Genomic DNA, 13,795 nt, shown 5'->3' on the forward strand with positions numbered 1-13,795 from the left:
GTCAGGCGAGCAGGATGCCGTGGTCGACCGCATCGGCCAGCACCGCCGAAAGCGAGAGGCGGACCACCTCGAACCGCCGGGAGACCTCCCGGGACAACTCCAGCTCGATCTCGCGCAGCGCCCGCTGGGCCCACGCGCGGGCGGCGTTGGTGTCGTCGTTGCCGGGGCTGCGCCAGTGCTGCCAGCAGCCGCCGGAGAGGGCGACCGCCACCGGCGGCAGCACCTCGGTCCGGGGCGCTCCCGGATAGCCGGCGAGCGCGTCGATCGCCGCCGCTCCGGTCAGCCCGGCCACCCCGGCCGTGCTGGTGACCAGCAGCACCCGGTCGAGGTCCTGCCCGGCGGGGTGGTCGGCGAGGCCCCAGCGCGCCGCGGCGAGGATCCGCCGGCGCACCCCCTCGGGCAGCGGCGCGCCGAAGACCAGCCCGGCGCACTCCTCGACGATGCCCCGCACGGCCTGGTCGCACTGGGCGGTGGCCAGCAGCGAGAGCGCTTCCATCTCGCGGTCGAGCAGCTGCGGCAGGCCGGCGCAGCCGACCCCGAAGACGATCTCCTGCACCACCCGCAGGTGGGTGTTCGCCAGCTCCAGCGCGAGGTGCTGACGGATCCGCCGGGCGCACGAGCGGGCCCGCCGGTCGAGCCCTTCGGACCAGTCGCCCGACTCGGCGAGCACCGGCACCCGGCCGTGCGCGCCGGGCAGCACCGGCGGTTCGGAGCTGGCCCGGCGCAGCCCCTCGTCGGCGGCCCAGCCGACCAGGGCCCGACGCAGGTCGGCGCCGTCGTCGTCGCCGACCGGGAACCAGCGGGCGTCCGCCAGCCCGGGCACCGCGGACAGCAGGGCCGCACGGTGCGCCGCGACGGTGACCGCTACCGGGTCGACCGTCTCGGCGCCGGGACCGTGAGGGGCGGCCCCGGTGCCGGCCGGCGGGACGGACGCCCCCGCGTCCTCCGTCGTCGCCGCGCCGTCGGGCACCGGGGCCCAGCCGGTGGCACCCGGGGTGACCGCGAAGAAGATCTCGACCTCGGCCCGGGCGACCTCGGCGAGCAGGTTGAGCTCCGCGGCGGTGAACGCCTGGTCGGCGGCGATCACGAAGAGCAGCGCGCCGGCGCGGCCGACCGCGTCGAGCAGCAGCGCGCCGCTCGCCGCGCGGAGGGCCCCGGTGTCGGGCGTGTCGACCACGTTGAAGTGCCGCAGCAGCGGATCCGGCAGGCTCAGCTCCACCCGGCGCGGCGGCCGGGCCAGCGCCGGACCGGCGGCCAGCGGGTCGGCGCCGTAGGCGTGCGGCTGCCGGTAGCCGGGCACGTACGCCGCCCGGGTCGACACCCGGGCGTGCCGCACCACCAGCCAACTGCCGGCGGGCACGGCGAGCATCGCCGGATGCACCCGCAGCAGGCCGGCGAGCACCTCCGCCCGGCCGGCGCCGGCCGGCCCGGCCGCGACCACGGCCAGCGGTTCCTGCGGACCCGGCTCGGTCACCCCGACGCGGCTGGGCAACGGCCCACATTGCGGCAGGTCGGCTGGCCCGGCCGTGTCGTCGGGCACGTCAACCCCAGGAAGAGCGCCGGACTTCATCGGTAAGCGGCCTCCAAGGCAGGCGGCCGGTTGCGGCCGGCCGCGTAGAACATCCGGTTCGCACCCCCGGATGCCGGAAGCGTACGGGCGTTTTGACCCCCCACCCGAACACTTCGAATACTCAGCAGTAATCGCGAGATTACTCAACTTCGGTGCGTGACGATGTGCACGCGGACGGAATCCGGTCGATATGCTGCCCGGATGAGTCGGTGGAGTTTCGTCGGCCGAACAGATGAGCTCAACCGTCTGTTGTCGGCGGTGACCGGCACGGAGGGACGCGGGATCTTCTTCAGCGGCAGCGCGGGCATCGGCAAGAGCCGGCTGCTGCGTGAGGGGGTGGCCGCCCTCCCCCGCGACGGGTACGCGATCTGGTCCATCGCGGCCAGCGCCACCACGGCCGCGCTGCCGTTCGGCGGGCTGGTCCAGGTGCTCCCGGCCGAACAGCCGCAGGGCCTCTCCCCGGCCGGCATCCTGCGCTGGGCGGTGGACGTGCTGCAACAGCAGGCCGCCGGCCGCCGGATCGTGCTCGCGATCGACGACGCCCACCTGCTGGACCCGCCCTCGGCCGCGCTGGTGCACCTGGTCGCCCGGGCCGAGAACGCGATCGTGATCGGCACGCTGCGCAACGGCGAGCAGATCCCGCTGCCCATCCGGGCACTCTGGACCGACGACCTGGTCGACCACGCCGAGCTGAGCCCGATGGCGCCGGCCGACACCGCCGGGCTGCTCGCCGCCATCCTGGAGGGTCCGGTCGACGCCACCTCCGCCGACCGGTTGGGCCGGCTCTCCGCCGGCAACCCGCTGCTGCTGCGCGAGCTGGTGCACGCCGCCGCCGGCAGCGGGGAGCTGACCCGCACGTACGGGATCTGGAAGTGGACCGGCCGGTTCGAGCTGGCGCCCAGCCTGACCGACCTGATCGACACCCGGATCGGCCAGCTCACCCCCGGCGTACGGGCGGTGGTGGAGCTGGTGGCGTTCGGCGAGCCGCTCGGCCTGCACCTGCTCAACCAGGCCGTCGACCCGGCCGACGTGGAGACCGCCGAGGAGCGCGGGCTGGTCACCATGGTCCAGCACGACCGGCGGCTCAACGTCCGGTTGGCCCACCCGCTCTACGGCGAGGTGATGCGCCGGCAGTGCCCGGTCAGCCGGACCCGCCGGTTGCAGGCCCGGCTGGCCGAACTGCTGGAGCAGGTCGGCAAGCGCCGCCGCGACGACCTGCTCCGGGTGGCCGTGTGGCGACTCGACTCGGGCACCGCGCAGGACCCGGCCATGCTCCTCGACGCGGCCGGGCAGGCGTTCGCCCGGTACGACGTACCGCTGGCGACCCGGCTGGCCCGCGCGGCGCTGGACGCCGGCGGCGGATTCGACGCCGCGGAGCTGCTGGCCACCATCCTGATGTTCGCCGACCGGCCGGACGAGGCGATCGAGGTGCTCGACGCGGTCTCCGCCGACATCGAGGGCGACCGGCGACTCAGCCGCTGGCTGACCGTGCGCGGCATGGTCAGCTACTGGGGGCTGAGCCGGGAGTCCACGGTGGAGGAGATCTCGGCCCGCGGCGCGGCCCTGCAGGACTCCGCCGACCAGGCCCGGGTGCTGGCCTTCGAGGGCACCATGCGGCTGCACCGGCTGGACACCGCCATCGCGCTGCGGCTCGGGCAGACCGTGCTGGACCGGCCGGCGGCCAGCGTCGCGGCGCGGGAACTGGCCCGCAGCACGATCGCCTACCTCCAGGCCGCGCAGGGCCAACTGCGCCGCAGCGCCACCGCGATCAACCAGGTGCAGGCCGAGGCGGCCCGGTGGCGGGCCGACATGCCGTACCTGCAACTCGCCCTGGAACTGGCCCGCGGCACCCGGCTGGCGCTCGCCGGCGACCTGGCCGGCATCGACGCGATCGTGGCCGACGAGTTCGCCGACCTGGCCGGCGCGGGCGACTTCCGGCTCGGCACCGGCTACCTGGCCATCCTCCAGGCGTACGCGGCCCGGCTGCGCGGCCGCAGCGACGAGGCGCTACGGACCAGCCTCGGCGCCTGCGCGGTGCTGGCCACCAGCCGGGTATACGCCGGGTTGGCGCAGGCCGAGCGGGCCCAGGCGGCGGCGCTGCGGGGCGACGCGGCGCAGGCGGCCGAGGCGATGGCCGAGGCCGACCGCACCCACGCGCCCGGCATGGCGGTGCTCTACCCGTGGCTGGAGCAGGCCCGGGGGGCGGTGCTGGCCGCCGGCGGCGACGTGCCCGGCGCGGTGAAGCAGCTGACCTCGCTGGCCGAGCGGCTGCGCACCGACGGGTTCGCCGGCCACGAGGTGCACGTGCTGCACGACCTGGTCCGGCTCGACCAGGCCGACTCCCAGGTCGGCCCGACCTGCTCCGACGGCAGCCGGCGTACCATCGCGCAGCGGCTGGCCGAACTCTCCGAACGGGTGGACGGGATGCTGCCGCCGCTGCTGGCCCGGCACGCCCGGGCCGCCGCCGGTGGCTCCGCCGAAGAACTGCTGGCCGTCGCCGACGGATTCGCCGCGCTGGACCTGACCGTCTACGCCGCCGAGACGACCGCGGCCGCGCTGCGCCGGCTGCGCGAGCAACGGTCGCCGGCCGCGGCGGCCGCCAGGGAACGGCTCGCCGCGCTGCTCGGCCGCTGCGATCTGATCCGCACCCCGACGCTGCAGGCCGGCATGCCGTCGCTGTCCGAGCGGGAGTGGCAGGTGGCCCGGCTGGCCGCGGCGGGGGTGAGCAGCCGGGCGATCGCCGAACGGCTCTTCCTCTCGGCGCGCACGGTGGAGAACCACCTCCAGCGGATCTACAGCAAGCTCGGCGTGACCGGCCGCGCCGAACTGCACGCCGCGCTGCGGACGATCCCGGGCCACGAGGACGGCGCACCGGAGTGAACTCTAGGCTGGGGCGGTGAGCACCCTTCGCCCCGCGCTGCTGACCGACCACTACGAGCTGACGATGATCAGCGCGGCGCTGCGCGACGGCACCGCCGACCGCCGCTGCGTCTTCGAGGTGTTCACCCGGCGGCTGCCCACCGGCCGCCGCTACGGCGTGGTCGCCGGCACCGGCCGGCTGGTCGAGCTGATCCGCGACTTCCGCTTCGACGCCGACGAGGTCGACTTCCTGCGCCGGACCGGGGTGGTCGACGAGCAGGCCGCCGCCTGGCTGCGCGACTACCGCTTCACCGGCGACGTCCACGGGTACGCCGAGGGCGAGCTCTTCTTCCCCGGTTCGCCGATCCTCACCGTCTCCGGCGGCTTCGCCGAGTGCGTGGTGCTGGAGACGCTGGTGCTCTCCGTGCTCAACCACGACTGCGCGGTGGCGGCCGCGGCCGCCCGGATGGTCACCGCGGCCCGCGGCCGCACCCTGATCGAGATGGGCTCCCGCCGGGCGCACGAGGAGGCTGCCGTCGCCGCGGCCCGCGCGGCGTACCTGGCCGGCTTCCGGTTCACCTCCAACCTGGCCGCCGGCCAGCGGTACGGCATCCCGACCGCGGGCACCGCGGCGCACGCGTTCACGCTGCTGCACGACGACGAGCGGGCAGCCTTCGCCTCGCAGGTCGCCACCCTGGGCAAGGACACCACGCTGCTGGTCGACACGTACGACATCACCCAGGGCATCCGGAACGCGATCGCGGTGGCCGGGCCGGAGCTGCGGGCGGTCCGGATCGACTCCGGCGACCTGGCCGTGATCGCGCAGCAGTCCCGCGAGCTGCTCGACTCGCTCGGCGCCACCGAAACGAAGATCATCGTCTCCGGCGACCTGGACGAGTACTCGATCGCCGCGCTCGCCGCCGAGCCGGTCGACATGTACGGAGCCGGCACCTCGGTGGTGACCGGCTCCGGCGCGCCGACCGCCGGCCTGGTCTACAAGCTGGTCGAGGTCGACGGGCGGGCGGTGGTGAAGCGCTCCGAGCAGAAGGCCACCATCGGCGGCCGGAAGGTGGCCGTACGCCGGCACAAGCCGACCGGCACCGCCACCGAGGAGGTCATCGTCCCGCAGGGCGAGCCGGAGCGGCAGCCCAACGACCGGCTGCTGCAACGGCCGTTGCTCACCGGGGGCGAGCCGGTCGAGCTGCCGACCCTGGACGAGTCGCGGGAGCACCTGCGGCAGTGTTTGATCTCCATCCCCTGGGAGGGGCTGAAGCTCTCCGCGGGCGACCCGGCCGTGCCGGTCACCGTCGTCCCCGCGAACTGAACCGGCAAGTCGTACGCGGACCGAACCGAGAGAGGAGCACCCGGTGGGCAAGGCGCTGATCATCGTCGACGTGCAGAACGACTTCTGTGAGGGCGGGTCGCTGGCGGTCGGGGGCGGGGCCGGCGTGGCGGCCGGCATCACCCGGCTGCTCGCCGACGAGCCGGGCCGCTGGGACCACGTGGTGGCGACCAAGGACTACCACATCGACCCGGGCGCGCACTTCGGCGATCCGCCGGACTTCGTGGACTCGTGGCCGCGGCACTGCGTGGTGGGCACCCCGGGCTCCGAGTTCCACCCCGACCTGGCCACCGACCGGGTCGAGGCGATCTTCCACAAGGGCGAGCACGCGGCCGCGTACTCGGGCTTCGAGGGGCACACCGACTCCGGCGAGTGCCTGGCCGACTGGCTGCGCCGGCACGGGGTCGACACGGTGGAACTGGTTGGGATCGCCACCGACCACTGCGTCCGGGCCACCGCGCTGGACGCCGCCGAGGAGGGCTTCCACACCACCGTGCTGCTGGACCTGACCGCCGGCGTCGCCCCGGACACCACCGACGTGGCGCTGCGGTCCCTGGACGGCGCCGGCGTGAACCTGCGCGGGAAGCCTGTGATCAGGGCCGCATGAGGCGGTAATCGGTTGGCGAGTGTCGTACTCCCGGTCGAGGATGTCCGGCGGAGGTACGGACCGTCGTGAACCTGAAGCCTTACCGGGAGGCACTCGCCCTGCCCGGTCTCCGGTCGCTGCTGCTGGTGGCGGTGCTCGCGCGCGTCCCGCTCACCGCGACCGGGATCACGCTGACCTTCTACGTCGTGCAGGACCTCGGGCGCGGTTACGGCGCGGCGGGCCTGGTCGGCGCGGCGATCACCGTGGGCTCGGCGATCGGCGGCCCGCTGCTCGGCCGGCTGGTGGACCGCCGCGGCCTACGGCCGGTGCTGGTGCTGACCGGGGTCGCCGAGGCGATCTTCTGGTCCACCGCACCGCTGCTGTCGTACCCGCTGCTGCTCCCGGCCGCCTTCGTGGCCGGGGCGCTGGCCCTGCCGATCTTCTCGGTGATCCGGCAGTCCATCGCCGCGCTGGTCCCGGCGGAGCGGCGTCGGCCGGCCTACGCCCTGGACTCGATGTCCGTCGAGCTGTCGTTCATGGTCGGCCCGGCCCTGGCCACGGCGGCGGTCGCCACCATCTCCGCCCGCACCACCCTCTACCTGGTCGGCGCCGGGATCGTCGCGGCCGGTGTCGGGCTCTGGCTGCAGAACCCGCCGATCCGGGCCGCCAGCGAGGCCGTCGGCCCGCGGGTGCGCGTTCCCCGGCGGGAGTGGCTCACCCCGCGGCTGCTCGCCGTGCTCGCGGTGAGCACGGCCGGCACGCTGGTGCTGGGCGGCACGGACGTGGCGGTGATCGCGGTGCTGCGGGAGAGCGGCGAGGTCGGCTGGACCGGGGCGGTGCTGTCCATGTGGGCGGTCGCCTCGCTGGTCGGCGGCTTCGCGTACGGCGCGGCCAGCCGCTCCGTCTCCCCGCTGGCGCTGATGGCCGCGCTCAGCCTGTTCACCATCCCGATCGGGCTGGGCGGCTCGCACTGGTGGCTGCTCGGCCTGGCCCTGATCCCGGCCGGCCTGCTCTGCGCGCCCACCATCGCGGCCACCTCGGACGCGGTGAGCCGGCTCGCGCCGGCGGCGGTCCGTGGCGAGGCGATGGGCCTGCACGGTTCGGCGGTCACCGTCGGCATCGCGGTCGGCGCCCCGCTGGCCGGCGCGGTCATCGACGCGCGGGCCCCGTGGTGGGGCTTCGCGGTCACCGGCGCGATCGGCGTGCTGGTGGCGCTGGTCGTGCTCCCGATCGAGCTGCGCCGCCGCCGTACGGTGGCCCTGCCGGTGCCCGCGCCGGACGCCCCGGAAGCCGAACTCGCCCCGGCCACCGCCGGCTGACCTCCCGGGGGCCCGTCTCGTCCTCGGTGGCGGCCACTGATCGACTCGGCGTGCGACATGTCGGGGTGTCCCCGCGTGCCGGTGAGAGCCGACATGCCGCACTCCGAGTGGATCTCACGCGGCCCTGACCCAGTCCGGCCCATCCGAGGCGCACGACGGCGACGGCCGGGCCGCCGAGGACGGGGTGGCCCGGACTGACCAGGGCGGGTGCCGGGCCAGGACCAGGGCGGGTGCCGGGCGAGGACCAGGGCGGGTGCCGGGCCAGGACCAGGGCCGGTGGTCGGGCCGCCCGGGGTGCGTGGTCGGAGGCGTCAACGGCGACGGGCGCCGTCCCCGAGTGGGGAGCGGCGCCCGTCGTACGTGGAGCTGAGCGTCAGTTGCGGTCGACGTCGCTGGCGACGTCCTCCCGGTAGCTGGCGCCGCCGTCCGACTCGCTGGTCAGCGGCTTGGCGCCGCCCTCGGGCGGGCCGGCCAGGGTCTGGCCGGCGGCCAGCTCGGGGAACTTCAGGTCGAACGCCGGCCGCTCGGAGCGGATCCGCGGCATCCGGTCGAAGTTGCGCAGCGGCGGCGGCGAGCTGGTCGCCCACTCCAGGGAGTTGCCGTGGCCCCAGGGGTCGTCGACCTCGACGACCGGGCCGGCCTTGTACGACTTCCAGCAGTTGTAGATGAACGGCAGCGTGGAGATACCGGTGATGAACGCACCGACCGTGGAGATCATGTTCAGCGTGGTGAAGCCGTCACCGGGCAGGTAGTCGGCGTACCGCCGCGGCATGCCCTCGTTGCCCAGCCAGTGCTGCACCAGGAACGTGGTGTGGAAGCCGATCATGGTGAGCCAGAAGTGCACCTTGGCGAGGCGCTCGTCGAGCATCCGGCCGAACATCTTCGGGAACCAGAAGTAGATGCCGGCGAAGACGGCGAACACGATCGTGCCGAAGAGCACGTAGTGGAAGTGCGCCACCACGAAGTACGAGTCGGAGACGTGGAAGTCCAGCGGCGGGCTGGCCAGCAGCACGCCGGTGAGACCGCCGAAGAGGAACGTCACCAGGAAGCCGATCGACCAGAGCATCGGCGACTCGAAGCTGATCTGGCCGCGCCACATGGTGCCGATCCAGTTGAAGAACTTCATACCGGTGGGCACGGCGATCAGGAAGCTCAGGAAGCTGAAGAACGGCAGCAGCACCTGGCCGGTGGCGAACATGTGGTGCGCCCAGACGCTCATCGACAGGGCGGCGATGGCGAGGGTCGCGGCGACCAGGCCCTTGTAGCCGAAGATCGGCTTGCGGGAGAAGACCGGGATGATCTCGCTGATGATGCCGAAGAACGGCAGCGCGACGATGTACACCTCGGGGTGGCCGAAGAACCAGAACAGGTGCTGCCAGAGCATCGGCCCGCCGGTCGCCGGGTCGTAGACGTGGGCGCCCATGAGGCGGTCCGCGGCGAGCGCGAAGAGCGCGGCGGCCAGCAGCGGGAAGACCAGGATCACCAGGAGGCTGGTGACCAGGATGTTCCAGGTGAAGATCGGCATCCGGAACATGGTCATGCCGGGCGCGCGCAGGGTGAGCACCGTGGTGATCATGTTGACCGCGCCGAGGATGGTGCCCAGACCGGAGATGGCCAGACCCATGATCCACATGTTGGCGCCGACACCCGGGGAGTGCTCCACGCCGCTCAGCGGGGCGTAGGCGAACCAGCCGAAGTCGGCCGCGCCGCCCGGGGTGATGAAGCCGGCGGTGGCCATGGTGCCGCCGAAGAGGTACAGCCAGTACGCGAAGCTGTTCAGCCGCGGGAACGAGACGTCCGGCGCGCCGATCTGGATCGGCACGATGTAGTTGGCGAAGGCGAACACGATCGGCGTCGCGAAGAACAGCAGCATGATCGTGCCGTGCATGGTGAACAGCTGGTTGTACTGCTCGGGCGACAGGAACTGCAGCCCGGGCCGGGCCAGCTCGGCCCGCATGACCAGGGCCATCAGGCCACCGATCATGAAAAACGCGAACGCGGTGACCATGTACATGATCCCGATCTGCTTCGCGTCCGTGGTACGCAGCAGCCGCGCGATGGCCGAACCCCTGACCGGCGCTCGGACCGGCCAGGGCCGGGTCACGACCGGCTTGGGTGCGACGGTGGTCACGAGTGGCCTCCGGTTCTGGGTTGTCCCGCTCGGCACGCGTTGTTGTCTGCGAGCCGTCATCCGCAAGGAGGATAGTCCCCGGCAGGTGGCAGCGCCGCGTGGGGTCGCCGGGTACCCTCCGCCAACCCGAGCCGGCGCCCGGCCACCGGCCGACGCCCCTACCCGGCCCGTCGATCCGTCACAGCGGGCCGAGCAGCAGCCGGTAGTGCTCGCCGAAGATCCGGCCGCCGCGGCCGCGCAGCAGCGGGTCGCGCAGCGCCGGGGGGACGTCCCGGGTCCGGTTGCGGTCCCGGGTCCGGTCCCGCACCCATCGGGTACGCGGGCGGCGGCGGCTCTCGTACGCGGTCAGCGCGGCCTCGACGCTGCCGGCGGCGCACAGCGACTCGGCGAGCACCACGGCGTCCTCCAGCGCCATCGCGGCGCCCTGGGACAGCGTCGGCGCGGTGGCGTGCGCGGCGTCGCCGACCAGCAGCACCCGGCCGCGGGACCAGCGCCCCAGCTCGACCTCGTCGGTGATGCCGACGTGCACGTGCTCCAGCGCGTCCAGCACCTCCGGCACCGGTCCGCCGTACGAGCCGAAGAGTTCGCGCAGCCGCGCCACCGGGTCGGCCGGCGGCCGGGTGCCGGTCTCGTCGGCGTAGCAGTGCAGCCGCCCGGCGCCGATCGGCACCACCAGGAAGCCGGCCCGCTGCCCGAGCAGCGCGGTCCACTCGTCGACCCGCGGGCCGTCGCGGACCACGCCCCGGTAGACCACCTGACCGGTGGGGCGCGGCGGGCCGCCGAGGGCGGCCAGGGTACGGATCGAGGAGCGCGGCCCGTCCGCGCCGATCACCAGGTCGTACTCGGTGCTGGTGCCGTCGACGAAGGTGACGCCGACCGCGTCGGGCAGCAGGTCGATGGTGCGGACCTCGGCGCCGTGCCGGACGGCGCCGCCGGCCCCGGTGAGCAGCACCCGGTGCAGTTCGCCCCGGGGCAGTGCCCGGCACTCGCCGACGCCCGCCCAGAGCGCGTCGAGGTCGACTTCGCAGAGCGGGGCTCCGGCGGCGTCGAGGAACCGCTGCCGGTGGATGACCTGGCCGAGCGGGCGGACCGGGCCGTCGAGGCCGAGCCGGCGCAGCGCCCGGGCGGCGTTGCCCGGCAGGTAGAGACCGGTGTCGGTGAGTTCACCCGGGGGAAGCTTCTCGGTGACGTCGGGCCGGAAGCCCGCCATCCGCAGCGCCCGGGCCACGGCCAGACCGGCGATGCCCGCGCCGACGACGAGGATGCGCAGGGGAGAGCCACCCATGGTGGTGTACGCCTCCGGAGGGGTTCGGCACGCGTTGGAGGCAAGACACTACTCGGCGCTACCGACTCGCACCAGAGTCAATCGGTCCACGCGTGACACTCCTCGGCGAAGCGGTCGGGTCGGCCGGCGGATCGCCGACCGACCGCACGGCGTCAGCGTGACAAACCTCACCTTCTCCGCCAATACCGCAGCACCATTGCGCCAGAGTTTCAGAGGTGTAAATGTGTCGACGAAGCGTGGGAGCGCTCCCGTCCGGGTCCTCGTCCGACATGTCCGGCGTCTTCGACGTCGTATGCCAAGGAGCATCATGAAACGTCCACTCCGGGCCCTCGCGGCGGCCGGCCTGCTCGCCGCCGGCTCGATCGTCGCCGTGGCCCTCGGCGGCACCGCCTCCGCCGACACCCAGATCTGCGAGCAGTACGGCTCGACCACCATCCAGGGCCGGTACGTGGTGCAGAACAACCGCTGGGGCACCAGCGCCCAGCAGTGCATCAACGTCACCGACAGCGGCTTCGAGATCACCACGCAGAACGGCAGCAACCCCACCAACGGTGCGCCCACCGCGTACCCGTCGGTCTACCTGGGCTGCCACTACACGAACTGTTCCCCCGGCACCAACCTGCCGATCCAGGTGAGCCAGATCAGCAGCGCCACCAGCAGCATCAGCTACCGGTACGTCAGCGGCGCCACCTACAACGCCTCGTACGACATCTGGCTGGACCCCACGCCGAAGCGGGACGGGGTGAACCAGATGGAGATCATGATCTGGTTCAACCGGCAGGGCTCCATCCAGCCCATCGGCTCGCCGGTCGGCAGCGCCACCCTCGCCGGCCGGACCTGGGAGGTCTGGCGGGGCAGCAACGGCTCCAACAACGTGATCTCGTACGTGGCGCCGTCGGCGATCAGCAGCCTGACCTTCAGCGTGCTCGACTTCATCAACGACGTCCGCAACCGGGGCGCGATCACCAACTCCTGGTACCTGACCAGCATCCAGGCCGGCTTCGAGCCCTGGCAGGGCGGCGTCGGGCTGGCGGTGACCTCGTTCTCGGCCGCCGTCAACGGCGGCGGCAACCCGACCACCCCGCCGCCGACCACTCCTCCGCCGACCACCCCGCCGCCCGGCGGCTCGGGTTGCTCGGTGAAGTACACGCCCAACTCGTGGAACAACGGGTTCACCGCCGACGTGCAGATCACCAACACCGGGTCGAACGCGATCAACGGCTGGACGCTGACCTACAGCCTGCCCACCGGGCAGCAGGTGACGAACGCGTGGAACGCCACGGTGAGCCAGAGCGGGTCGACGGTGACCGCGCGGAACCTGAGCTGGAACGGCTCGATCACGCCGGGCGGCACGGCGAGCTTCGGCTACCAGGGCACGCTGAGCGGGGCGTACTCCTCGCCCACCAGCTTCAACCTCAACGGCGTCGCCTGTTCGCGTAGCTGAGGAACCGACGGCGGGTGCGGCCCCGCGCGAGCGTGGGGCCGCACCCGCATCCGGTTCAGACCCGGGTGAGTCGGACGGCGTCGGCGATGATCAGGCCGCTGGCCGAACTCCACCGGCTCACCGCGACCCGGTTGGCGTCCCCGGCCGGCAGCGCGAACGTGCCCAGCGTCCGCCACTGCCCGCCGGTGGCCCGCTGGTCGACGTGGACCGTCTGGTTCCCGCTCGACGTGGCGATGATGTACGGGGTCGAGGAGTTGTATCCGGCGTTCGCCGGCCACCAGGCGTCGACCCGGTAGCTGCCGGCCGCCGGCACGTTGAACTTGTACCAGGCGGCGTCGCTGGCCAGGACCGGATCGGCGAAGCGGTAGTCGGCGCCGTAGCGCTGCCCCGAGTACGACGACGTACCCCAGTTGGTGCTGGCGGTGAACCGGCCGGCGGTGGCGTTGTCCACGATCGACGACCAGGTCGGGGTGCCGGCCATCTTCGCCGCGACGTCGGACCGCATCACGTTCAGGTCGATGAAGGATGGGTCGATCTTGCCGGTGGTGCTGGTCTCCCGGTGGCCTCGCGCGTAGCTGGCGTCCTTGCCGAGCCGCTGCAGCACGGCGGCGGTGGCGGCGACGGACGCGTTGTACTGCGCCGCGGTCATCTCCTGGCTGACGCCGTTGTAGTCGATCTCCCAGCCGATCAGCATGGTGTTGCCGTCGCCGGCCGGGATGGGCCCGCTGGCCCGGGCCGTGCCGGCGTGGTTGCAGCGGCCGGCGGAGATGACGTGGAAGACGCCGTGGTAGTCGACCAGGGCCTGGCAGAGCGGGCCGGGCAGGTCGGACCGGCCGTTGATGCAGATGTTCAGCGCCGGGTGCGGGTTGCTGGCGCTGGAGGTGGCCGCCGTGTGGTGCCAGAGCACGCCGATCGGGTCGAAGGATCCGGGGCGCATCCGGTTGAGCCAGTCGCCCTCGACGACGACCTGGACGCCGGCCGAGCGCAGCACGTCCACCAGCCAGGGAATGGTGGCCATCAGGACTCCCCGAGCAGGTCGGCGAGGCACTCGGGCTTCGGGGCGGCGAGCGGCGCGGCACTCGCCGCGGCGGGGCGGACGGCGACGACGGTCAGCGCGCCGGCCACCAGGGCCGGGATGCCGAGCAGACCTCGACGCCGCAGACGGACGGTTCGGGAGGTGGCCATGGCGCTCCTTCAGCGGGGCGGAGGGGTACGACGGATCGACGATCGTCGTGACGCGCACGGTATATCGTCACGAG

10 protein-coding genes are annotated in these 13,795 nt (G+C 73.3%); 5 read left to right on the forward strand and 5 right to left on the reverse strand.

The genetic code is table 11. The features are described from left to right. Position 1: 1 nt before the first annotated feature. On the reverse strand, positions 2 to 1,570 hold the full coding sequence (locus FHX32_RS26190; RefSeq protein WP_167188597.1) for a P-loop NTPase family protein: 1,569 nt from the start codon (positions 1,568 to 1,570) through the stop codon (positions 2 to 4). A gap of 201 nt (positions 1,571 to 1,771) precedes the next feature. On the opposite strand from FHX32_RS26190, the gene FHX32_RS26195 reads away from it, so the two are divergent. The 4 genes from FHX32_RS26195 (at position 1,772) to FHX32_RS26210 (ending at position 7,676) form a co-directional block, all read left to right on the forward strand. After that, positions 1,772 to 4,450, forward strand: a complete 2,679-nt coding sequence (locus tag FHX32_RS26195) for a LuxR C-terminal-related transcriptional regulator (protein WP_167188600.1) — start codon at positions 1,772 to 1,774, stop codon at positions 4,448 to 4,450. 16 nt (positions 4,451 to 4,466) lie between these two features. Next, entirely contained in the window at positions 4,467 to 5,753 is a 1,287-nt protein-coding gene (locus FHX32_RS26200; protein ID WP_167188603.1) for a nicotinate phosphoribosyltransferase, read from the forward strand. 43 nt (positions 5,754 to 5,796) lie between these two features. Next, entirely contained in the window at positions 5,797 to 6,378 is a 582-nt protein-coding gene (locus tag FHX32_RS26205; protein ID WP_167188606.1) for an isochorismatase family protein, read from the forward strand. Positions 6,379 to 6,443: 65 nt separating this feature from the next. Then, positions 6,444 to 7,676, forward strand: a complete 1,233-nt coding sequence (locus FHX32_RS26210) for an MFS transporter (protein WP_167188608.1) — start codon at positions 6,444 to 6,446, stop codon at positions 7,674 to 7,676. Between the two features lie 373 nt (positions 7,677 to 8,049). Here the strand turns inward: FHX32_RS26210 and ctaD are convergent, their stop codons facing one another. Then, the gene (gene ctaD, locus FHX32_RS26215) at positions 8,050 to 9,807 is read right to left on the reverse strand and encodes an aa3-type cytochrome oxidase subunit I (protein WP_167188611.1); all 1,758 of its coding nucleotides are present in this window, start codon (positions 9,805 to 9,807) and stop codon (positions 8,050 to 8,052) included. Positions 9,808 to 9,985: 178 nt separating this feature from the next. Beyond that, positions 9,986 to 11,092 (reverse strand): FAD-dependent monooxygenase, encoded by a 1,107-nt coding sequence (locus FHX32_RS26220; RefSeq protein WP_167188615.1) that lies wholly within the window; start codon positions 11,090 to 11,092, stop codon positions 9,986 to 9,988. Positions 11,093 to 11,399: 307 nt separating this feature from the next. Between FHX32_RS26220 and FHX32_RS26225 the strand changes: the two genes are divergently transcribed. Beyond that, the gene (locus FHX32_RS26225; protein ID WP_167188618.1) at positions 11,400 to 12,536 is read left to right on the forward strand and encodes a glycoside hydrolase family 12 protein; all 1,137 of its coding nucleotides are present in this window, start codon (positions 11,400 to 11,402) and stop codon (positions 12,534 to 12,536) included. 55 nt (positions 12,537 to 12,591) lie between these two features. Here the strand turns inward: FHX32_RS26225 and FHX32_RS26230 are convergent, their stop codons facing one another. Together FHX32_RS26230 and FHX32_RS26235 are read right to left on the reverse strand one after the other, a co-directional pair. After that, positions 12,592 to 13,554: a golvesin C-terminal-like domain-containing protein gene (locus FHX32_RS26230; RefSeq protein ID WP_167188621.1), complete on the reverse strand. Its 963-nt coding sequence runs from the start codon at positions 13,552 to 13,554 to the stop codon at positions 12,592 to 12,594. Then, positions 13,554 to 13,721 carry a hypothetical protein gene (locus FHX32_RS26235; protein WP_167188623.1) on the reverse strand — a complete coding sequence of 56 codons (168 nt, stop codon included), beginning with the start codon at positions 13,719 to 13,721 and terminating at the stop codon, positions 13,554 to 13,556. Before FHX32_RS26235 ends, FHX32_RS26230 begins: the two co-directional genes overlap by 1 nt. Positions 13,722 to 13,795: the final 74 nt, after the last annotated feature.

It is taken from the genome of Micromonospora sp. CNZ280 (assembly GCF_011759515.1).